The sequence below is a fragment of the Bacillus weihaiensis genome (assembly GCF_001889165.1).
GTDB classification, from domain to species: domain Bacteria; phylum Bacillota; class Bacilli; order Bacillales; family Bacillaceae; genus Metabacillus; species Metabacillus weihaiensis.
This window is the reverse complement of sequence record NZ_CP016020.1, coordinates 1,436,659-1,459,779: the sequence shown is the minus strand read 5'-3', so window position 1 is coordinate 1,459,779 and position 23,121 is coordinate 1,436,659. Positions and strand designations below refer to the sequence as shown.

The window sequence follows — 23,121 nt, the reverse complement described above, 5'->3', positions numbered from 1 at the left end:
TGAGCAATAGTTTACACTAATTAATCTAAAAACACGAAAAAAGATGATCTTTTTTTGATCATCTTTTACTATTTATCTAGTAATACCATGGCATACCTAGTGATCATTTATAGCATTTTATCTAAAAATACCTTCGCTCGGTCTGATTTTGGATTTTGGAAAAATTCTTTAGGAGTAGAATCCTCTACAAGCTTCCCTTCATCAAGAAATAGGACACGATCAGCAACTTCTTTTGCAAAACCCATTTCATGTGTGACGATCGCCATCGTCATTCCGGTCTCTGCCAAACTTTTCATCACTTCTAAAACCTCTTTTACCATTTCTGGATCTAGAGCAGAAGTAGGTTCGTCAAATAACATGATATCTGGGTTCATTGCGAGTGCTCTTGCTATTGCAACCCTTTGTTTTTGCCCACCTGAAAGTCGATTAGGAAATTCTTTCTCTTTTTCTAATAATCCTACTTTTTTTAATAATGATCTTGCACGATCTTCTGCTTCCTGTTTTGAAACACCTCTAACAGTGATAGGGGCATATGTTAAATTATCAAGAACAGTTTTATGCGGAAACAAATAAAAATGTTGAAATACCATTCCTACATTTTGTCTAACCTTTGATATATCTGTTGTAGGATTTGTAATCTCTTGTTGATTGACCCATATTTGTCCGGAAGTTGGCTTTTCTAATAAATTTAAACACCGTAGAAAAGTAGATTTCCCCGAACCAGAAGGACCTATTATTGCGATGACTTCACCTGATTGTATTGTCGTGGAGATCCCTTTAAGAACCTCTAATTTCCCATATGACTTGTGTAATTTCTGAACTTTAATCACTACGTCTCATTCTCCCTTCTAGACCTTTGCCGAGGAGTGTTAACACCATTACTAAAATATAATAAATCAACCCTGCGAAAAGTAGCGGCGCAAAATAATTATAGGAATCCGCTCCGACCTGATAAGCACGTCTCATAATATCTTGAACACCAATTACAGTTACAATAGCTGATTCTTTTGTTAACGTAATAAATTCATTCATTAGTGCGGGCAAAATATTTTTAAAAGCTTGTGGCAAAATGATATCCTTCATCATTTTGCGGTACGGTACACCTAGCGCCATCGCAGCTTCTTGTTGACCTCTATCGATCGCATTAATCCCTGCGCGGATAATTTCTGAAATATAAGCACCAGAATTTAATGTAAACGCAGCAACTGCAGCAGGATATGGGTCAATCGGAAATCCTAATAATTGTGGGAGTCCAAAATAGATAATTAATAATTGTAAAACAAGCGGAGTTCCCCTAAAAATAGACGTGTAGGCATCCGCAAACCACATTAAAGGTTTGATACGACTTATTTTACATAATGCTAAAACAATTCCCCATGCAAATCCCAATAATAAGGATAATAAAACAATTTTTAACGTTACCCAGACCCCTTCCAGTATAAATGGAAGAGAAGGAATGATTGATGATATGTTTAAAAAATCCATTTCGTTTCCAGCCCTTTCGTATTTTCTCCATTAGTTTTGGTATATCTCACCTTGTATTTTATGATTCAGAGATGACTTCAGGATATAGTGTAAGTTCCAGGGAGCCAACAAGGCGGACTCTTACCTCAGACTAAGTTTAAAAAAGGGCTGACAAACGTATGTTGTCAGTCCTCTTAAAAGATGATATAAACGAAGGCTCTCCATCGGGAATGGAGAAAAGCCAAGTTTACCTCTTATTGTTCTCCACCAAACCATTTAACAATTAACTCATCTAGTTCACCGTTTTCTTTCATTTCTTTTAATGCTTCATCAAATTCTTTTGTGTATTCACTATCTTTTTGGAAAGCAATTGCAGATCCAGCTTCCTCTTCAGCAGTTTCAAGAGTAAATCCCGCTAATGACTCATCCTTCTCAAAATATCCATTTGCCACTGTATCCTCAATGATTGCTGCATCAATACGGCCAGCCTTCATTTCTTGAACTAATTCAGAAATTTTATTACGGTTTTCAACTTTTAACTCTACTTCTTTAGCAAGCTCAGCAGCTTTCTCTTCTTGAATAGACCCAAGCTGAACACCAATTGTTTTACCATCTAAATCTTCAACACTCTTAACTTCATTATCTTTTAAAGAAACAATCATATGATTGGCAGTGTAATAAATACTTGTAAAGTCAACGTTCTCTGCACGTTCAGGAGTTGGTGTCATTCCTGCAAGAACTAGATCAATTTGTTTTGCTTGAAGAGCAGGAATTAAACTATTAAAATCCATATCTTGTACTTTTACTGTATAACCTGTTTTTTCCGCAAGTGCATTCACTAGATCAATGTCAAACCCAATAATATCGCTACCCTTTGCCGTATCAATATATTCAAATGGTGGGTAATCAGCTGATGTGGCCATTTTCAAAACCTTTTGTTCACTGTTTGTGGAACCAGTAGTTGATGCCTCTTCCTTCTCAGCTGTACCACACGCAGCAAGAAACGCAACCATGCATAAACTTATTAACAATAATGTCATTTTTTTCATTTTAGTTTCCCCCTATAATGTATTAAAGATAATTCCTCTTTTGTTTTATGCATAAAAACTAATAAATATTCGATATATTGTATTTTAACACATGTTTATAATTATGCAATACATTTTTATAAACATGTATTAACAGTTTTTTCTGTCAACTTATACTTTTGTAATATAAAGTTTTAACGCACTAAACATTATGTTGGACATCTTTAGTACAGTAGCGCTTTAATGGACTTAGGGCCTGGCCCCAACAAACTAAAAAAAGTTGATCCCGACGGACGGGATCAACTTTTTACTTAGATTTCTTCGCAATATTCATCGAAGGCAGCTTGAAGTTTTGAAACGACTGACATTGGATCATGACCTTCAATTTCATGACGTTCTACCATTGTCATTAGCTTTCCATCTTTTAATAAAGCGAAAGATGGTGAAGAAGGAGGATATCCTGTAAACATTTCACGTGCGCTTGCAGTTGCTTCTTTGTCTTGTCCTGCAAATACTGTCACAAATTGATCTGGACGCTTGTCATAGTGAACAGCATGTGCAGCTGCTGGTCTAGCAATTCCACCTGCACATCCACAAACACTATTGATCATAACTAATGTTGTACCTTTTTTATTAAGTGTTTCATCAACCTCTTCAGGTGTTGTTAATTGTGTGTATCCTGCAGCAACAATTTCATTTCGAGCTTGTTGCACAACATCATTCATAAATAAATTAAAATCAATATTCAAGCAAAACCTCTCCTTTATCTTTCAGTACTTTCATTTTATCAATAATTACTCACTTTCGGCAAATGAATGATTTTAACCTACTCATTTTTTATTTTTTCAAGGAAAAGAGATAGTATTTCTAATGCACTTGCTGACACAGTTTTTTCTCCCATTCTTATTTGTTCTTCAAAAAGAGGTAACTGCTTTTTCACAGAAGAATTTGTAAAAAACAGGTGATGTAACTCATGTGTTAATAAGGAGTATAGCCATTCTGTTTGCTGGTTCTTTCTCCTCTCATAGAAGAAGCCGTTTTTCTTTGTTACATGTTCAAATTCCATGACTCTGTCCCAAATATCCTTAATCCCTGTTTCTTTCAGAGCAGATGCTGTTAGGGTGATCGTCGTCCAATTTGGTGTATATGGTTTTAAGAAATGTAGAATACTACCGTATTCTTGTTTAGCTCTTTCAGCCTTCATCATATTATCTCCGTCAGCTTTGTTCACAACAACTAAATCAGGTAATTCCATAATTCCCTTTTTCATCGTTTGAAGCTCATCTCCAGCTCCTGTAAGAACAAGAAGTAAAAAGAAATCTACCATTTCTCTTACGACGAATTCTCCCTGTCCGACCCCCATAGTTTCCACAATGATTACATCATATCCTGCAGCTTCACATAATAGAATGGTTTCTCTTGTTTTTCTAGATACCCCACCTAAATTCCCTCCAGAAGGTGAAGGTCTTATAAAGGCATTAGGATGACGAGACAACCGTTCCATTCTTGTTTTATCCCCCATAATACTTCCGTTAGAGACTTGACTACTAGGGTCTACCGCTAGAACAGCGACTCTATGTCCTTGATTACATAAAAGTGAACCAAATGAATCAATAAATGTGCTTTTCCCTGCACCTGGTACACCCGTTATGCCTATACGTATAGAATTTGATGGCTCTTTTAAGAGAGATTCGATTAATTGTTGAGCCTGAATGAAATGACGTTCTGCATTACTTTCAACTAACGTTATGGCTCGTGCTAATACTGTTCGATTCCCTTCTTTGATTCCTTTGACATACTCTTCCGTCGGTATTTGCCTTTGATTTTTTGATTGCCAGGTCATTCAAACGTTTCCTCGTACCCTAAACGTTCCAGAATCTTATCAATCACTTTCATCGCAGCAACCGGGATAACCGTACCAGGCCCAAAAATTTCAGCTGCTCCATTCTTTTTTAATTGCTCATAATCCTGAGGCGGGATTACACCTCCAACAATCACCAAAATATCCTCTCTCCCACGTTTTTTCAATTCCTTTATGAGATGTGGAAGCAGTGTATTGTGACCAGCTGCTAGTGAACTCATACCAACTACATGAACATCATTTTCGACTGCTTGATCTGCCGTTTCTGCTGGTGTTTGAAAGAGTGGTCCAATGTCCACATCGAAACCTAAGTCAGCAAAAGCAGTCGATATGACCTTCGCTCCACGATCATGACCGTCTTGGCCCATTTTCGCAATTAGAATACGTGGTCGTCTCCCTTCAAGCTCGTAGAACTGATTAGTTTTTTCGCGAACCTGTTCAATTTCCTCCTCATTGGAATATTCTGAGCTATATACACCACTTATTGAACGAATCATCGCTTGATGACGTTTACTCACCTTCTCAATGGCATAAGAGATTTCACCTAACGTTGCTCTTGCTCTTGCTGCCTCAACAGCCAATTCAAGTAGATTTCCCTCGTTGGTTTCACATGCAAGTGTTAGCCTATCTAATGCTTTGGTTACTTCCCGTTCATTACGATTCTCTTTTAGTTGATGAATCCGTTCTATTTGTTTTTTTCGTACTTCCGTATTGTCGATCGACAGAATGTCAATTGGTTCTTCTTCCTCAAGCTTAAATTGATTCACACCTATAATGACTTCTTTTCCAGAGTCTATCTTCGCTTGTCTTCTTGCAGCTGCTTCTTCAATTTTCATCTTAGGCAGCCCTGTTTCAATAGCCTTGGTCATACCACCTAACTTCTCGATTTCATTTATATGCGTTTTGGCCCTTTGAATCAGCTCATTTGTTAGTGATTCAACATAATGTGAACCACCCCAAGGATCGATCACATCACAAATACCAGTCTCATTTTGAAGATAAAGCTGCGTATTTCGAGCGATTCGAGCTGAAAATTCTGTAGGTAATGCAATTGCTTCATCTAACGCATTGGTATGAAGAGATTGTGTATGCCCCATTGCTGCTGCATGTGCCTCTAAACAAGTTCTTACTACATTATTATAAGGATCCTGCTCTGTTAAACTCCAACCAGATGTTTGCGAATGTGTTCTTAACGCTAAGGATTTGGGATTTTTTGGTTCAAACTGTTGGACGATTTCAGACCATAAGTAACGAGCGGCTCTCATCTTCGCTACTTCCATGAAATAATTCATCCCTATTGCCCAGAAGAACGATAATCTTGGAGCAAACTGATCAATCGTTAAGCCTGATTTAAGACCTGTTCGAATATATTCTAGACCGTCTGCTAATGTATAGGCTAATTCTAAATCAGCTGGAGCACCTGCCTCTTGCATATGATAGCCTGATATACTAATACTATTAAATTTCGGCATATAGTTAGCTGTATACTCAAAAATATCTCCTATAATTCTCATAGACATTTCAGGTGGATAAATATACGTATTTCTAACCATATATTCCTTCAAAATATCATTTTGAATGGTGCCAGATAACTTTTCTTTTGAAACACCCTGTTCTTCGGCGGTGACAATATAAAAAGCCATAATTGGTAAAACCGCTCCATTCATCGTCATAGAAACGGACATCCTATCTAGAGGGATCTGATCAAATAAAATCATCATATCTAATAGCGAATCAATGGCTACACCAGCTTTCCCTACATCACCTTCAACTCGGGGGTGGTCCGAATCATAGCCTCTATGAGTGGCTAAATCAAATGCAACGGATAAGCCCTTTTGTCCCATCTCAAGATTACGGCGGTAAAATGCATTACTCTCCTCTGCTGTAGAAAAACCTGCGTATTGCCGGATTGTCCAAGGTCTACTTGCATACATCGTTGCATAAGGTCCTCTTACATATGGTTGAATACCAGGAAAAGTCCCTAAGTGAGCTAAATTTTCATTATCTTCAGCAGTATAGCTATTTTGTACGCTAATTTGTTCATTCGTAATAAAAGAAGCAGTATTTAACACATTGTGATGGACTTTTACTAATGGAGCATCAGTAAGTTTGGGTCTTTTCATCTGGAATCATCCTCCAATTTCGACAGAATGGTTTGGAGAAAATCATAGATATTGAGTTGATCTGTTATAGCTCCATCTATTGGGTACTCTTTACGTATTTGTTCCGTCCCTTTACTTGTTATATAGAAAGACGAACCTGGATTCTTTTTCTTATAGCTTCGGATAAAAGTAAAATGTAAATCCTCAAAATCAGACTCTTTCCCACAGAAAATATAAATGACTCCTTTTTCTACCTTCTCAAACTCTTTAAAAGAAATAGTTGTGCAACTAAGTCCTCCAACGGCTAAGATTCCACTTACTTTATCTAACATCGTTTTGTGATTTTTCAGTAGACCTACCGTTACAACAAATATCTTACTTTTACTTTGCAAATCTAATTTAGTAACATTTGCTTTTTGTCGAAGAGTTTCAATATGCTCTACATACCTAATTGTTTGAATAGGTTGTATCGTTACTTTCTCTTCTTTTCTCATAAGTGGTATATGAGAATTAGTTAGAAGAGATAAATGGGTGTCATCTCTTTCAGCTATTTGATTGGAAGAATCCTTCATTTTAATCGTAGGATGGGGATCCATTACATTAGCGTATACATTTATGCCAATAACCTGCTTCGTTCTATCGTTCACCTCATCTATTTTTTCCCTTAAAGATTTTTGAAGTTCCTTTTGAATGATCTTGGTTTTTAACCTTTCTTCAAAACCTCCATCATTTTCGGCCATCTTTATTTGAGCCCAAGCCTGTTCAGCTAATTGATGAGTTATCGTCTCTATATAGTAGGAGCCTGAAGATGGATCAATTACGTTAGATAAGAAACTTTCATCTCTTAAGATAAAATGAGTATTTCTAGCAATACGTTCCCCAAGAGGGCTAGAGTCCTTAAGTACGGAATCGAAAGGAAGAATGGTTAACTCGTCTACACCCGCTACTGCTGCAGAAAATCCAGCTGTTGTGCTTCGTAATAAATTTCCATATACATCATATGCCGTTTGATCATGAACACTAGTACTAGCATGTATGTAGATTTTTTCCTCTCCATTTTCACACCCTAATGCATGTAATAGTGAGACCCACAGCTGCTTAGCTGCCCTAATTTTTGCAATTTCCATGAAAAAATGAGGTCCAATATCAAAAGAAATCACCATGTGTCGAGCGATTAAATCGATTGAAAGTCCACGATTCATTAGCTTAATCATCACTTCATACGCTTCTGAAAAGGTGTACGTTAACTGTTGGATAGGATCCCCACCAGCTTGGTTAAATAGATTTCCTTTCACTAAAATACTTCTCGTAGGAGCGTTATTACGTTCTTTCCAATGAATAACGTCCACCAAAAAATCTAGTTTGGAAGTAAGATCTGATTCTCCCGTTGTTAGTAATTCTTCATAAGGATCAAATCCTAGAAAACCCTTTATATAAGGAAGACGTTTCTTCCTATATTGCTCATATAAAAACTGAGATAAAAAATCTGACTGGGATTTAACATCAAAAAAGAGCGTATCTTCTTTCCAATCAATTGATTGAAAAGCAAGGTTTAGATCTTCACTCTTACGAATAAAACTAAAATTAGTAAGGTAAAATGAATGTTGCCCTCTACTTTTTGCATAGTTGATTTTCTCATTTAGCTCTAACGGAGTATCTGCACTCAATAATTGATTAATATTCCAACTATTACTTGATTCCTTCAGTGGTATTTTCATCCCTTTTATCTTATTTATATCTTCTACATCCTCTAAATCATACAATGGTTTTATCTTTATACCTTCATATAACGTTTTATGTAAGCTTTCTAAAGACCCCTTAATAGCATTTTCAGCTTCTGAAATCCATTGCTGTTTTTTCACATTATGAGTAGTTGTTCCTTCAATTTCTCCCATGTTTCTGCTTCCAACTCGGAAGCTCACCCCCTTATTGAATGTCCCCTTTGCTCATTGCTATGCTCAGAAAGCTTTTATTCATTCTACTTAAATAAAGGAAGAATTTTGTATGCGTTTACATTTTAGTCATACAAAAATATCCATAATTTTATTTTATTATACTTTACATCCTTCATCAATGAACATCTCTAAAAGAATGTATACAATATTAACATTTAGGGTATGGATTTTTAACTAAATAGAAGGAAGGAGTCGGCTGATATGAGGAAGTTTAGGAAAGCTCTCTTAATCTATAATGAACTTGCAGGACAAAAAAATGCTGCAAGCAATCTAGGAGAATATACGACACTCCTTACTCAATCTGTTGAAGAGCTACTAGTAAGGAAGACGTCAAAGAAAGGAGATGCTAAAGAGCTATCATTTGAGTATTCTTCTATTGTTGACATTATTTTCGTATTAGGTGGTGATGGGACTTTACATGAAGTGATAAATGGAATAGGAGACATCGTAAACCGCCCTATAATCGCACCTCTACCAGGAGGTACATGCAATGACATGACTCGCTCTCTCAATATCCCACAAGAAATTCATCGTGCATGTGAGGCTCTAAGTACTGGTAAAGTGATACATGTAGACGGGGTAAGAATGAATAATCAGTATTTCATTAATTTTTTAGGAGTTGGATTAATTGTCGAGGCTTCAAAAAATAGATCTAGTACAGAAAAATCATTGTTAGGTTCTATTAGTTATTATGTTAGTGCTTTAAAATCAATTGGAAATAGTGAGACCTTTTCTTATTCGATGACACTTGATCATGAAAAAAGAACAGGAGATGCAGTTATGATTTTAGTAACTAATGGTCACTATATTGGCACAAATAATATTCCTATTCAAGAAAGCTCACTTAATGATGGCATCGGTGAAGTGTATGTGATTAAAAAAACTGATTTTGCTACACTAATGGAGGTTATTAAAATAGTTGCTAGTAAGAAAAATCATTTGAACTACAATCCTAACGTACTAACATGCTATAAAGCATCACACATAGAAATTGAAACTGAAAAACCAATGCCCTTAGATATGGATGGTGAAGTTTCTTCGTCTACTCCAGCAAATATTCAGTTTTTACAAGATCACTTTCAATTTTTAGTTCCCTCGTAAAAGGCCTTTCGTTATAAAAATAAAAAAGGTAAGTTATTATTTCAAAGAATATCGTCAACTTTCATACCTATTACCAAAGTAAGAAAGAAAAAAGCTGCTCTCGCTTTCCAAACAGGTGAGGCTTGAACACATGTGAAAAATCCGGCACTTGGGATTTTTCAGGAAAGCAACAATCTCTGCGAAAACCAAGTCATTTTTTAAGAAAAGCACATGACCCAGCTATAGGTGACAAGTATAAGGTAGAGAGAGGCTGGGACAGAAGTGTCTGGCACCTTATCGTAACGACTATATGTACGCACTGATTTATCTAGTGCACACAATAGATTGTATCGGAGGGTGCCTGGCTCTTTGTTTTGTCCCAGCCTCTTCTAAATAAGCTAATATAAGAAAGTCAGATGCCTAATGCTTGATGTCGAAGCTTATCTATAATAGATGCTTTTTATATCTCCCCAAGCAACAATAAAAACACACCAATTTTTACCTAGTTGGTGTGTTTTTAATGAAGACTAAGATACCACTATACTTTTTACAAGGCATTTTCCTTCTTCGCTTATTATAAGCTACAAAGTTTATGGAAACACCCTTAATAAATGGATGTCGTTTCTTTTGATGTTTGCTCTAGAATTTCTTTTACTCTTGCTAAGAAACGTCCACATATTAAGCCATCTAACACTCGATGATCAAGTGACATGCAAAGGTTTACCATATCACGGACTGCCATCATCCCATTATTCATTACTACTGGTCTTTTGACAATGGATTCTACTTGAACGATAGCTGCTTGTGGATAATTAATAATTCCCATAGATTGTACGGAACCAAATGAGCCTGTATTGTTCACTGTAAACGTACCGCCTTGCATATCTGCAGAAGTCAGCTTTCCATTTCTTACTTTTTGAGCAAGTTCCGTTATTTCTCTAGCAATACCTTTAATCGTTTTCTCATCAGCCGCTTTAATAACAGGAACAAATAAAGAGTCATCTGTGGCCACTGCGATTGAAATATTGATGTCTTTCTTTTGAATAATCTTGTCTCCTGCCCACATGGAGTTAATTTGTGGAAACTCCTTAAGTGCTTGAGCAATTGCTTTCACAAAAAAAGCAAAGAATGTTAAGTTAAAGCCTTCTTTTTTCTTAAATTCATCTTTAATGGTCGTACGATATTCAACTAAATTCGTTACATCTACTTCCATCATCATCCAAGCATGCGGAGCCTCTTGCTTACTTCGAACCATATTTGCAGCAATGGCTTTTCTTACACCTGATACAGGAATTTCAATATCACCAGGCATTGATGGTGGAGCGGAATAAGCAGTTTCTTGCTTTGCAGCAGGTTTTGAGTCCTGTACTGTTGACGTTTGAACGGGATTTTCCGGCTGCTCTTGAACGTTATCTTCCTTTGTCTTTCCTGCACTTGAAGTAGGAATTGCTCCCGTTTCAATCAATTTCAAAAGATCTTTTCTTGTAATACGTCCACCTGCACCTGTTCCATTTACTAAGCTAAGATCAATATTATTTTCTTGAGCGATTTTAAGAACAGCAGGTGAATATCGTTTTTTATTCGCTTGACTCTCATGGGAAGTGTGTTGATTTTCTTCTGTTTTTGGATTAGATATTTGTCCAGATTCTGTTTGTTTTTCAGAAGGACTATCTGTTCCTTCCACTTCTATCGTGCAAATAATTTCACCTACTGCTAGTGTTTCATCTTCCTTTGCAATTAACTCCTTAATTACACCGGTAAAAGATGATGGAACCTCAGCATTTACTTTATCCGTCATGACTTCTGCAATTGGATCATATTTGTTTACTTTGTCCCCGGCTACAACAAGCCATTTACTTATTGTTCCTTCTGTTACACTTTCGCCTAGTTGGGGCATTTTTATTTGTTCAATCGCCACGATTTTACCTCCTTTTTAAAGGGTTTAGATTAGAACTCTGCTAATTTCCTTAATGCTTCTTCTACTTTATCTGGATTAACCATAAAGAATTTTTCCATCGTTGGAGCATAAGGCATTGCCGGTACATCTGGACCTGCTAATCTCATAATCGGAGCATCTAAATCAAAAAGGCAATTTTCCGCAATTATTGCAGATACTTCACTCATTATGCTACCTTCTAATGTATCTTCTGTTACAAGCAAGACCTTCCCTGTTTTCGAAGCAGCTTCAATAATTGCTTCCTTATCAAGTGGATAGACCGTCCTTAAATCAAGAATGTGAGTGGAGATTCCATCATTTTCCAAGCGTTCTGCAGCTTGTAAGGCAAAATGTACACATAGTCCGTACGTGATAATGGTCACATCTTCTCCTTCACGTTTTACATCCGCTTTACCGATTGGTAATACATAATCCTCGGTCGGCACTTCGCCTTTTATTAAGCGATACGCACGTTTATGTTCGAAAAATAATACGGGATCCTCATCACGAATAGCTGCTTTCAGTAAGCCTTTTGCGTCATATGGAGTAGAAGGAATCACAATTTTCAATCCAGGCTGGTTGGCAAACACTGCCTCAACAGATTGTGAATGATATAAAGCTCCATGAACTCCACCACCAAATGGTGCACGAATCGTAATAGGACAGCTCCAATCATTATTTGATCGGTAACGTACTTTCGCTGCCTCTGAGATAATTTGATTGACTGCTGGCATGATAAAATCAGCAAATTGCATCTCAGCAATAGGGCGCAATCCGTACATGGCAGCCCCAATACCAACTCCAGCTATAGCTGATTCTGCAAGCGGTGTATCAATGACTCTCTCTTCACCAAATTGATCATATAAACCTGAAGTAGCCTTGAAAACGCCACCTTTTCTACCTACATCTTCTCCAAGAACAAATACCTTCTCATCGCGTTCCATTTCTTCTTTCATCGCCATTGTAATGGCATCAATATATGAAATTACAGGCATAATCCTTCCCCCTTACTCTGCATAGACATGTTTAAGCGCTTCATTTGCTTCTGCATATGGCGCTGCTTCAGCGTATTCTGTTGCCTCATTTACCACTTCCATGATGGACTCGATCATTTCTTTTTCCTTTTCATCTGTCAACACACCGACTTCTTTTAAGTAAGAAGAAAACTTTACGATAGGATCGTTTTTCTTAGCTTCCGCTACCTCGTCCTGCTCACGATAGCTACGATCATCATCATCACTTGAATGCGGAGTTAAACGATAAGAGATGGCTTCTACTAATGTAGGTCCTTCTCCACGACGCCCACGATCTGCAGCTTCCTTTACAGAACGAAAGACTTCCAATGGATCATTTCCATCCACTGTTTCACCAGGCATTCCATATCCAATAGCACGATCTGAGATTTTTTCACATGCCACTTGTTTCTCATAAGGTACAGAGATAGCATATTTATTATTTTCACACATGAAAATAACGGGAAGCTTGTGTACAGCAGCGAAGTTTGCGCCTTCATGGAAGTCACCTTGATTGGAAGACCCTTCACCAAAGGTCACGAACGTTACTAAGTTCTTTCTTTGCATTCTACCAGCTAATGCTACTCCTACTGCATGAGGAACTTGAGTAGTTACAGGAGAAGATCCCGTTACAATTCGATTCTTCTTTTGCCCAAAATGACCTGGCATTTGTCTTCCACCAGAGTTTGGGTCTTCTGATTTAGCAAACGCTGAGAGCATCAATTCCTTTGCCGTCATTCCAAAGGCTAATACTACACCCATATCACGATAATACGGAAGGACATAATCCTCGTCTCGATTTAATGCAAATGCAGCTCCTACTTGTGCAGCCTCCTGTCCTTGACATGAAATAACAAAAGGAATCTTTCCAGCTCGATTTAACAGCCACATACGTTCATCTATTTTACGAGCTAAAAGCATAGTTTCGTACATATTGAGTACATCTTCATCCGTTAAATTTAAAGCTTGATGACGATTTTCAGTCATACCTTATACCTCCTTAAAAACTTATTTTCATCAAAAATGAATTGCTTTTCCATCAACTGCTAATGCCGCCTCACCTATAGCTTCAGATAAAGTTGGGTGCGGGTGAATGGTATGTGAAACTTCCCATGGAGTAGCATCTAGCACCTTTGCAAGACCAGCCTCTGAAATCATATCTGTTACGTGTGGACCAATCATATGGACACCTAGAATATCATCCGTGTCTTTATCTACAACAAGCTTAACAAACCCATCTGATTCGCCGTATACTAGAGCCTTTCCGATCGCTTTAAAAGGAAATTTTCCAATTTTCACGTTGAAACCCTTTTCTTTTGCTTCATCTTCGGTAAATCCTACACTCGCAATTTCAGGACTACTATATATACATTTTGAAATCATAGATTCATCTATTGGAAGTGGCTTTTGATTGGCAATATGTTCTACTGCAACAATTCCTTCATGTGATGCAACATGCGCTAATTGCAAACCACCAATTACATCTCCAATCGCATAAATATGGCTTTCTTTAGTTTGATAAAACTCATTTGTATCGATAAAGCCTTTTTCAAGTTTTATATCTGTGTTTTCAAGTCCGATGCCTTCTACATTAGGCAATCGCCCCACCGATACAAGAATTTTATCCGCTGTAAATGGAGTTTTTTCTTCTTTATACTCAGCTGTAATAGTCACTGAAGAATTGTTTTTCTCTACTGTGTCAGGGAGAACTTTTGCACTTGTATAAATCTTAATTCCTTTCTTAGATAAAAGACGTTCCATTTCTTTAGATATTTCTTTATCTTCTGTAGGTAGGATGCGTTCTGAATACTCTAAAACAGTTACCTCTAAACCAAAATCAGCTAGCATAGATGCCCACTCTATTCCAATGACACCACCACCAACAATAATGATAGAATTTGGCAAGGTCTCTAGCTCTAATGCTTCATCAGAAGTTAACACCATTTCGCCATCTATATCTAACCCTGGCAAGCTACGGGGTCTTGAGCCAGTTGAAATAATGACATTTTTAGGGATAAGCATTTCATTTTCATCACCATTATTCATTTCAACCGAGATTGTTCCAGGCATTGGGGAGAAGATAGAGGGTCCTAATATTCGTCCCAAACCTTCATAAACATCTATTTTCCCTTTTTTCATAAGTTGAGTAACACCTTGATGTAACTGGTTGACGATGGATTGCTTTCGTTCTTGAACCTTTACAAAATTCAAGCTAACATTTGATGTTTCCACACCAAATTCATCACTTCTTTTGGCCGTTGCGAAAACCTCTGCACTTCTAAGTAATGCTTTACTAGGAATACACCCTTTATGTAAGCAGGTTCCTCCTAGATTCGCCTTCTCAACAACTGCTGTCTTCAAACCTAGCTGTGATGCACGAATGGCAGCAACATAGCCACCGGTACCGCCACCTAGAATTACTAAATCATATTCCGTTGCCATCGATTAACGCCTCCTCCTACCTTAAAATGGCTTACTTATTCATTCCTACAGGTAGATCAATTTTTTCATTTGGATAGGTTTTTGCTTTTTCTTCGTTTTTTAATACGCGTAAAGCTCCCTCAGCCAATGCTTGTAATTCATTCTCACCTGGATAGACTAAAATATCAGCAATCCAATCAATAGAAGAGGATATTTCCTGTACAAGCCTTTCACTATAAGCAAGGCCTCCAGTTAAAACAATCGCATCCACTTTCCCTTTTAATACCGCACTAGCCGCTCCAATTTCTTTTGCAATCTGATAAGCCATTGCTGAGTAGATAAGAGCTGCCTTATCATTACCTGCTTCTATCATTTTTTCAACTTTTATTGCATCATTTGTCCCAAGATAGCCTACAAGTCCACCTTGACCAACAAGTTTTTTCATAACTTCATCTCTAAAAAAGTCCCCTGAATAACACATTGCGACAAGATCACCTGCAGGAACTGTCCCTGCACGTTCTGGACTAAAAGGACCATCACCATGTAAGCCGTTATTTACATCAATTACCCGACCATTCATATGAGCACCAATTGTAATACCTCCACCCATATGTGTAATGATGAGGTTCATATCTTCATATTTCTTGTTAAACTCTTGAGCTACCCTACGTGCAACAGCCTTTTGATTTAATGCATGAAAGATGCTTTTTCGTTCAATGGAAGGAACTCCAGAGATTTTAGCGATCTGCTCCATCTCGTCCACAACAACGGGATCCACAATATAAGCTGGTATATTAAGACCTGTTGCAATCTCAAAGGCAATGATTCCACCTAAATTTGATGCATGCTGACCTGCAAATCCATTTCGAAGATCTTCAAGCATTTGCTCATTTACAGCATATGTTCCCCCTTCAATCGGTCTAAGAAGGCCACCGCGTCCGCAAACAGCATTCAGTTTAGAAATGTTAATCCCTTCTTCATCAAGGGATTCTAGAATTGTTTGTTTTCTAAATTCATATTGATCAATAATATTTGGGTAGGAGTTAATTAGTTCTGAGTCATGTCGAAGCGTTTTTTCAAAGATGGAACGTTCATTATCAAACACACCAATTTTCGTTGATGTAGATCCTGGATTAATGACAAGGATTCTATATTCTTGTACCTGCAACGTATAAACCTCCGTAAAAAGTAAGTGTTTTTCTAGAAAATTGATGAAAGTGTAAGGGGAGTTAAGAAACATTTTCTTAACTCCATTATGTTCTGCTTTAAGGTCTGCGACTTAAAATATGATGACCATTTTGTAGGAATTGACTACGGGAATTTCTCATACGCTCAATTCTTTCTTCAGCTAGACGATCTGCTGCTTGATAAGTAGGAATATGGTCTCGCTTTGCAATTTCAATGACACGTTCTATGTTATTGTAAATTCCCTCAACCTTCTTAAGTGCTCTTTCACTATTGTAGCCATACAGCTCATCAGCCACATTAATAACTCCACCTGCATTAATAACATAATCAGGTGCGTATACAATACCCATTTCATGAATTGTATCTCCATGTTGTGTATCTTTTAATTGATTATTTGCAGCCCCTGCAATAACCTTTGCCTTAATTTGTGGAATAGTTACATCATTTATTGTTGCTCCAAGTGCACATGGTGCATAAATATCGCAATCAACTCCATATATTTCGTTAGGTTCAACAGCTTTAGCACCAAAATCCTCTACAGCTCTCTTTACTGCATCTTTATTAATATCCGTAACAATTAGCTGTGCTCCTTCTTCGTGCAAATGTTTACATAAATTATATGCAACATTCCCTACACCTTGGACGGCAACGACTTTTCCTTCAAGAGAATCCGTACCAAATGCTTCTTTCGCTGCAGCCTTCATTCCACGATAAACACCGTACGCTGTAACAGGTGATGGATTACCGGATGAACCAAATGCAGGAGAAATTCCCGTCACATAATCTGTTTCCTCATGGATTAGATCCATGTCAGCTACAGTTGTTCCTACATCCTCAGCTGTAATATATCGACCATTTAGCCCTTGAATGTATCGACCAAATGCACGGAATAATTCTTCATTTTTATCTTTTCTTGGATCACCGATGATAACTGTTTTACCCCCACCAAGATTTAAACCAGCTGCTGCATTTTTGTAGGTCATACCTCGAGCTAAACGAAGAGCATCCTCAATTGCCTCTTCCTCTGAATTATAAGTCCACATACGAGTGCCACCTAATGCAGGCCCTAAAGTTGTATCATGGATCGCAATAATTGCTTTTAGACCCGATTGTTTATCTTGACAAAATACCAATTGCTCGTAGTCGTATTTCTCCATATATTTGAACATTTCCATGATGTTGTTCCTCCTAAAATGTTTTTCCTTTTTCAGATGTACAAATTGCTAAAGCTAATGAATATAATTTACTTTCGGACGAATCAGATCGACTTGTTAGAACAATTGGGGCTTTTGCACCCGCAATAACGGCACCAACCTTAGCCTTTGCAAAGTAAATGAGTGATTTGTATAAGGTGTTACCTACTTCAATCGTCGGAACGAGTAAAATATCAGCAGCACCTGCTACTTCACTTTCAATACCTTTTTGTCTTGCCGAATCAATTGAAATTGCATTATCTAGAGCTAATGGCCCTTCAACTAAACAGTCTCTTATCTGTCCTCGTTTGTTCATAACTGTTAAAGAAGCTGCGTCAATCGTTGCTTGCATAGTAGGGTTAATGACTTCAACCGCTGCTAACACAGCTACCTTAGGACAATCAATCCCTATAGACCTTGCCACTTCAACAGAATTATTAATTATTTGCTCTTTTTGAGTTAAATCAGGTGCAATATTCATAGCTGCATCTGTTAAGATAGTGAACTTTGAGTAATGAGGAACCTCAAACACCGATACATGTGACAATACTTTGCCCGTTCTTAACCCATACTCTTTATTTAATACTGCTTTTAATAAAGTTGAAGTTGGGAGGTTCCCTTTCATAAGTACGGATGCCTCATTTTGATGCACTGCTCTAACTGCCATCTGTGCTGACTGCTCTTTAGATCTTGTATGAATGATTTCAACAAAATCTCTGTTACATTCTTTTTCTACTAAAAGTGTTTCAATTTTCTCTTTATCACCAAAGAGTAAAAACCGAGCTAAATTATGGGCAATTGCTTCTCTAATAGCTTCTATTACTTCCTCGTCTTCCGGAGAAGCAACTGCAACTGTAATTCCAGCTATTTTTGCAGCCTCTAGTAGCAGATTTTCAAGTTTCATTAGACTACTCAAACCTTTCTTAGATGATTTCATCTGCATCTATTATATACCTAGCAAGAACTGTGCCAATTTCTTCATCACCTAATAATCCATTTTCATTTTTATGTATAATTTTGTAGAAAGGCTTATTTTAACAAACTATAAAAACAGCTTTACCCCTATGTATAAAAACATACCATTGCAATAAGCATAGTCGATATGAACTTAATACAAATGCTTGTCCTTGCTTAAAATGAAGTGGAAGCCATCAAATATTACTCTCTTATCATATACCGACTATGCACTTTTTTGCAAACTATGAATTTTCTTGCATGCTATTATTTGCAAGGTTATATTTTTCCATTTTGTAATATAAACTTCTTAAAGATATTCCTAGAGCTTTAGCTGTTTTCGTTCGATTATATTTATGAGTATCCAGTGCTTTTTTTATCACCTCAGCTTCTACTTTCTCCACAGTCTCCGCTAAGGTTTCCTCCTTATTATGAACAAAATCCACATTTTCTTGTATGCTATTTTCCTTCTGGATTCGTTCTAGCCTTGGTATATGTTTTGCTTTCACCTCAACTTCGTGGTGTTCCATAAAGATAATGGCTCTTCCTAAGATGTTTTCTAGCTCTCTTACATTACCAGGCCAATGATAATGTGTTAACAATGTTAGTGCGTGTTCATCCACATTCGAAATATTTCGGCCATAATCTTGATTTAATTTCCCTAGTAATCTTTCGCAAAGAGCTGGAATATCTTCCTTTCGATCTCTTAGAGGAGGAATGGATATAGGATACCGATTCAAACGATAGTATAGATCTTCCCGGAAGCTTCCATCAGCCATTCCCTTTTCAATATTTACATTCGTTGCTGCAATTACACGTACATTCACATCAATAGGCTTTGTCCCACCTACCCTAACCACTTCATTTTCTTGCAACACTCTTAATAGCTTCGCCTGCATATTTGCAGACAACTCACCTATTTCATCTAAAAAAATACTTCCATTGTTCGCTTCTTCAAAGAAACCACGCTTCCCTCCTCTTTTCGCACCTGAGAAAGCACCTTCTTCATATCCAAATAATTCACTTTCTAAAAGATTTTCAGCTATTGCAGCACAATTTACTCGAATAAATTTGTTATATTTTCGATCACTTGCATTGTGGATGGCATGTGCAAATAATTCCTTACCTGTACCTGATTCCCCTCTTAATAATACAGTAGCTGGCGTTTTAGCTCCGAGTTTAGCTTGTTCAATTACTACCTTCATTTCTTCACTTACACCTATAATGTCCTCAAATGAATACTTCGCTTCTAGAGTACGAATAATTTGACGCGCACGATTTAATTCGGTTGTGAGGGTCTGAATTTCACTCATATCATGAATAACTCCTACACTTCCTTTTAATTTTCCACTCACTATGACTGGTGCAACATTTACAATAACATCTTTTTTGGAGGGTCCTACTTTCATACGAACACCTCTAACAGCTCTTCTTGTTTGCAAAACCTTCATATGCATACTTTCACCTTCAGAAATATCTGCAGTTGCAGGTTTTCCAATCACTTGCTCTTCTGTTAATCCAGTCATCCTTGTGTAGGCACGATTAATGAGTATACCTCTTCCTTTTTCATCTACGACTGATATTGCTTCCTCCGAGGATTGAATAATCGCTTCAAGCATCATTTGAATTCCTTGTAAATTTGTAACTTCCTCAGCCAGATTTACAACCTCCGTTATATCTTTAAAAAGCGATAACGCTCCTAATAAATTCCCCGCTTCATCAATCATCGGGATTCTTGTTGTAATTATTTTCGAGCCATTTTCTAACACTTGCTCTTGATTACGCTCCACCTCTCTCGTATTTAATATTCGCGATAATCTACTTGAGGGTATCACTTCATTTACCTTTTTTCCTATCGCTTTACGGCTAGAAAACCCAGTTATCTTCTCGGCCATTTTATTAAATAAAATAATTTTTTCTTGCGTATCGATGACAATCATACCGTCATTTGTGGAATTAAAAATTGTTTTTTGCTTATACGCTTCTTCCTTCAGCTTGGAAATTAGACCTTCCTTTTCCTCAACTAGCTCTGATATGATATGAGCAACTGTACCAGGTATGATGGCAACATAAGACTGCTTATTTACCTGAAGCTCTTTGATTACGCTTTCATCTCCTGTCGCTTCAATAATTACATTAACCTGAATATCAGACACCACTTCCTTCCAACTAGTAGATGTTCTTATTCCTAGCTCCTTCGCAAGCCTCATTCCAGGAGCTTCTTCATTTATATCAACCACTGCGACGATTTTCATCATTTTCGTTTCAAGAATACGGTTTAATAATGCTGTTCCACCTTTACCAGCACCTACAATCATCACCTGTTGCATTCCATCTATCCCCTTTAATGACTTCATTCTGTTAACTCTTTCCTACCTTGCAATTTTTTGCACACTTATATCATAGCTTATACACTGCCTCTTGACAAACGACTTTCATAGTCAGACAATGGATTCGAGAACTAGAAAGGACGAATATTACTATGTCTAGAATACTTGCGTTACTCATTATGGTATTTCCTGGAGTATTAGCAGCTTATGGGATTAAACTCATGAGAGATATGACTTTTGGAATCCTACACGCCCCAATACCAAACTTATTTCTACAATTTACTCTTGGACTCATTTTATTTTTAGGTGGCCTTAGCTTTGTTGCTGGCTTTATTTTTTATCGAGATCGCAAGAGAAATAAAGTGCAAAAAAGGTTCTCTAAGAAAAGCGGAACTTAACTCGAATGAAAAAATATCTGGGTTTTAAAATAACTTGACAACACGATCAGAAAAGGGCAAGGCAAAGGTAGTATTCTTGTTTTAAACGTACTGACTAATCTTTCTGTATAACTTATTTGAAAGGGAAAGGAAGAAATAGATATAGTCAATGAACTGTGAAAAAACAATGGAATGAGGACTCTTCTATTGTGCACGTTAAAATAAGGTTGAAGTATTGAGGGAAGACTAAAGCTCCCTCAGGCAAAGCTTGGGGAGCTCCACTTTCACCTATTTGAAGCAAGTGTCTTAAGAGGGTAGAATCCAAATCGCATTTAACGACATGAATACGATCTGCAGGTACTATTGAAGCATATTAAGCTAAGGTTACTAGGTAATGTCTACAAGATTGTTGCTTTTTAAGGATGGAAAGCATACAGGTAAGACCTCTTAGGCGATTACGCGTAGGTTAGTTTTCGGACCTTCCTAGGAAAAATTACTTATTAAAAGAAGTTAGTACTTTGGATTATTCTATATCCTCCTCGCGTACAGGAATTAGTCCGTAACGAACTTCAACACCCACATCTAACAGAGCTATCTTTTATAGAAATCGCTATATCAGGTAAGTCGGTAATAATAGCAGAAACCTTATCCACCATTAATTTCCTCATTACATTTTCATCATTTACCGTAAATGGTCTTATGGCTAGCCCATTTAACTTTTGTGACTCCTCTATTATTGATGAGGTTATCGCTAAATAGTAAGGATGTAATCCATCAGCCCCCACACCTTTAGCATAGTCGTAAGGCTTGTAGAGTCCCTCCATGTACAGAATGGCTGTTTTAATACGATCATTTATACGCTTACATTCTACAAGGCTGTAGTGTTTAAAAGAAGAGAGGATAACTTGATCCTCCATTCCATAGCTAGTTATCATTTGAATTACTTTTCTTTCTAATCCAGGATAGGTAACTATACCATTTTCAATTCGATATTTAAGATAAGAGTAGGAAAGGTTCTTCCCCATTCTAATACTTCTTTCAAAGTAGGAACTTTGACCATTCCTGTAAATTGCTTATATGTAAAGCTCGCATCTAATAAAGAAATGTCTTCTAAGGAAAAATTTTTTACATAGCCATTTCCATCTGTTGTTCGATCGACCGTCTCGTCATGGATGACAACAATCTCACCATCTTTTGTCATTTGTACATCTAATTCTATTCCATCAGCACCTGCATCCACTGCTGCCTCAAAGGAAACCATAGTATTTTCAGGATATTTTCCAGCAAATCCTCTATGTCCAATAATTTTTGTCATCTTGTACACACCTTCATTTCGTGTAAAATAGGAAGTAGGAGGTATCAATATGAAACCATTACAAATTTCTGCTGAAACAGCACAGAAACTCTCAGAATCTTTAAACTTGCCTTTAGAGCAAATTATGCATATGCCTCAGCATATATTAATAGCAAAGTTGGCTGAACTAACCAGTAATGAAGAGAACAATAAGAAAAACCAATAGCTTATAGGTCTTTCTTAAACTTTGTTGCTACCCTATTAAGAATGTCCTAAGACATAAGAAATAATGCTTGTGCATATTTTCCTCCTCTTACATGGAAAATAACGTTAACATGAATGGATGAGGAGGAAACATGTTGAAAAAAATACTTACATTACTACTATTTCTACATTTTATCACATTCCCATACACCGCTTTAGCAAAGATCCCGAGTTACTACGGAGCAAATGGAGCCCTCCTAGATGAGAATATCTCTTTGGCAGATGCACTAACCTATGCTTTACAAGATGAACTTTTACATCAATCTTATTTTGATTCATGTATAGAAAGGTATGGCGCTATTAGACCTTTTGTACAGGTAAAAGTTTACCAAAGTCAGCAAATCTCTACACTTCTTCCCCTTTTAAAAAAATATAATATAGACAGCCCAAAAGATCGTACAAATAAATTCATACATTCTCCTCCGACATTACAACAAGCTTTCGAACAAGCAATTGAATATGAAATAAAAAACAATCTGATGTACAAAAAACTAAGGAGTATAAACGTTTTTCCAGAAGATGTAACTGAGGCATTCGAAAGATTTTTCAATTCGTCATCGCAGCATATTAGAATACTTAAATCAGAAAAAAAACAATATGTGAGTTTACGTTCTTGAATGTAATGAATTAAGGCCTTCCTTTCTATTGGATACTCCAATAA

Annotated in this window: 21 protein-coding genes; 4 read left to right on the top strand and 17 right to left on the bottom strand. The window is 37.0% G+C overall.

The genetic code is table 11. From position 1 onward, the window contains the following. Positions 1-107: 107 nt before the first annotated feature. The 7 genes from A9C19_RS06965 to A9C19_RS06935 form a co-directional block, all read right to left on the bottom strand. Positions 108-830: an amino acid ABC transporter ATP-binding protein gene (locus A9C19_RS06965; RefSeq protein ID WP_072579270.1), complete on the bottom strand. Its 723-nt coding sequence runs from the start codon at positions 828-830 to the stop codon at positions 108-110. Then, entirely contained in the window at positions 823-1,485 is a 663-nt protein-coding gene (locus tag A9C19_RS06960) for an amino acid ABC transporter permease (RefSeq protein ID WP_072579269.1), read from the bottom strand. Before A9C19_RS06960 ends, A9C19_RS06965 begins: the two co-directional genes overlap by 8 nt. 233 nt (positions 1,486-1,718) lie before the next feature. Further along, positions 1,719-2,513, bottom strand: coding sequence for a transporter substrate-binding domain-containing protein (locus A9C19_RS06955; protein WP_072579268.1), 795 nt, complete (start codon positions 2,511-2,513; stop codon positions 1,719-1,721). A gap of 290 nt (positions 2,514-2,803) precedes the next feature. Continuing rightward, positions 2,804-3,241 carry a BrxA/BrxB family bacilliredoxin gene (locus A9C19_RS06950; protein WP_072579267.1) on the bottom strand — a complete coding sequence of 146 codons (438 nt, stop codon included), beginning with the start codon at positions 3,239-3,241 and terminating at the stop codon, positions 2,804-2,806. Between the two features lie 77 nt (positions 3,242-3,318). Then, on the bottom strand, positions 3,319-4,335 hold the full coding sequence (meaB, locus tag A9C19_RS06945) for a methylmalonyl Co-A mutase-associated GTPase MeaB (RefSeq protein ID WP_072579266.1): 1,017 nt from the start codon (positions 4,333-4,335) through the stop codon (positions 3,319-3,321). Next, positions 4,332-6,476: a methylmalonyl-CoA mutase gene (scpA, locus tag A9C19_RS06940; RefSeq protein ID WP_072579265.1), complete on the bottom strand. Its 2,145-nt coding sequence runs from the start codon at positions 6,474-6,476 to the stop codon at positions 4,332-4,334. Before scpA ends, meaB begins: the two co-directional genes overlap by 4 nt. Continuing rightward, positions 6,473-8,350 carry a methylmalonyl-CoA mutase family protein gene (locus tag A9C19_RS06935; protein ID WP_072579264.1) on the bottom strand — a complete coding sequence of 626 codons (1,878 nt, stop codon included), beginning with the start codon at positions 8,348-8,350 and terminating at the stop codon, positions 6,473-6,475. Before A9C19_RS06935 ends, scpA begins: the two co-directional genes overlap by 4 nt. A gap of 261 nt (positions 8,351-8,611) precedes the next feature. On the opposite strand from A9C19_RS06935, the gene A9C19_RS06930 reads away from it, so the two are divergent. Next, positions 8,612-9,511 (top strand): diacylglycerol/lipid kinase family protein, encoded by a 900-nt coding sequence (locus tag A9C19_RS06930; protein ID WP_072579263.1) that lies wholly within the window; start codon positions 8,612-8,614, stop codon positions 9,509-9,511. A 583-nt stretch (positions 9,512-10,094) separates the two neighbouring features. Here A9C19_RS06930 and A9C19_RS06925 read toward each other — a convergent pair. The 8 genes from A9C19_RS06925 to A9C19_RS06890 all read right to left on the bottom strand — a co-directional run bounded on the left by A9C19_RS06925 (position 10,095) and on the right by A9C19_RS06890 (position 20,525). Beyond that, the gene (locus A9C19_RS06925; RefSeq protein WP_072579262.1) at positions 10,095-11,408 is read right to left on the bottom strand and encodes a dihydrolipoamide acetyltransferase family protein; all 1,314 of its coding nucleotides are present in this window, start codon (positions 11,406-11,408) and stop codon (positions 10,095-10,097) included. 29 nt (positions 11,409-11,437) lie between these two features. Continuing rightward, complete coding sequence (locus A9C19_RS06920) at positions 11,438-12,421, bottom strand: alpha-ketoacid dehydrogenase subunit beta (protein ID WP_072579261.1); 984 nt, start codon at positions 12,419-12,421, stop codon at positions 11,438-11,440. 12 nt (positions 12,422-12,433) lie between these two features. Next, on the bottom strand, positions 12,434-13,426 hold the full coding sequence (locus A9C19_RS06915; RefSeq protein WP_072579260.1) for a thiamine pyrophosphate-dependent dehydrogenase E1 component subunit alpha: 993 nt from the start codon (positions 13,424-13,426) through the stop codon (positions 12,434-12,436). 30 nt (positions 13,427-13,456) lie between these two features. Continuing rightward, positions 13,457-14,881 carry a dihydrolipoyl dehydrogenase gene (gene lpdA, locus A9C19_RS06910; protein WP_072579259.1) on the bottom strand — a complete coding sequence of 475 codons (1,425 nt, stop codon included), beginning with the start codon at positions 14,879-14,881 and terminating at the stop codon, positions 13,457-13,459. A 31-nt stretch (positions 14,882-14,912) separates the two neighbouring features. Further along, positions 14,913-16,028 carry a butyrate kinase gene (gene buk / locus A9C19_RS06905; protein WP_072579258.1) on the bottom strand — a complete coding sequence of 372 codons (1,116 nt, stop codon included), beginning with the start codon at positions 16,026-16,028 and terminating at the stop codon, positions 14,913-14,915. 97 nt (positions 16,029-16,125) lie between these two features. Further along, positions 16,126-17,223 (bottom strand): branched-chain amino acid dehydrogenase, encoded by a 1,098-nt coding sequence (gene bcd / locus A9C19_RS06900; RefSeq protein ID WP_072579257.1) that lies wholly within the window; start codon positions 17,221-17,223, stop codon positions 16,126-16,128. Between the two features lie 13 nt (positions 17,224-17,236). After that, complete coding sequence (gene yqiS, locus A9C19_RS06895) at positions 17,237-18,145, bottom strand: phosphate butyryltransferase (protein ID WP_072581779.1); 909 nt, start codon at positions 18,143-18,145, stop codon at positions 17,237-17,239. A 295-nt stretch (positions 18,146-18,440) separates the two neighbouring features. Beyond that, entirely contained in the window at positions 18,441-20,525 is a 2,085-nt protein-coding gene (locus A9C19_RS06890; RefSeq protein WP_072581778.1) for a sigma-54 interaction domain-containing protein, read from the bottom strand. Positions 20,526-20,677: 152 nt separating this feature from the next. On the opposite strand from A9C19_RS06890, the gene A9C19_RS06885 reads away from it, so the two are divergent. After that, on the top strand, positions 20,678-20,923 hold the full coding sequence (locus A9C19_RS06885) for a DUF2627 domain-containing protein (RefSeq protein WP_072579256.1): 246 nt from the start codon (positions 20,678-20,680) through the stop codon (positions 20,921-20,923). A 548-nt stretch (positions 20,924-21,471) separates the two neighbouring features. Here the strand turns inward: A9C19_RS06885 and A9C19_RS22555 are convergent. Both A9C19_RS22555 and A9C19_RS22550 read right to left on the bottom strand, forming a co-directional pair. After that, on the bottom strand, positions 21,472-21,927 hold the full coding sequence (locus A9C19_RS22555) for a glycerophosphodiester phosphodiesterase family protein (protein WP_338022846.1): 456 nt from the start codon (positions 21,925-21,927) through the stop codon (positions 21,472-21,474). Continuing rightward, positions 21,873-22,217, bottom strand: coding sequence for a glycerophosphodiester phosphodiesterase family protein (locus tag A9C19_RS22550; protein WP_338022845.1), 345 nt, complete (start codon positions 22,215-22,217; stop codon positions 21,873-21,875). The genes A9C19_RS22555 and A9C19_RS22550 overlap by 55 nt, the downstream gene beginning before the upstream one ends. A 49-nt stretch (positions 22,218-22,266) precedes the next feature. On the opposite strand from A9C19_RS22550, the gene A9C19_RS06875 reads away from it, so the two are divergent. Both A9C19_RS06875 and A9C19_RS06870 read left to right on the top strand, forming a co-directional pair. Further along, positions 22,267-22,422, top strand: a complete 156-nt coding sequence (locus A9C19_RS06875) for a YycC family protein (protein ID WP_072579255.1) — start codon at positions 22,267-22,269, stop codon at positions 22,420-22,422. A 133-nt stretch (positions 22,423-22,555) separates the two neighbouring features. Beyond that, positions 22,556-23,077: a ferritin family protein gene (locus A9C19_RS06870; protein ID WP_072579254.1), complete on the top strand. Its 522-nt coding sequence runs from the start codon at positions 22,556-22,558 to the stop codon at positions 23,075-23,077. Positions 23,078-23,121: the final 44 nt, after the last annotated feature.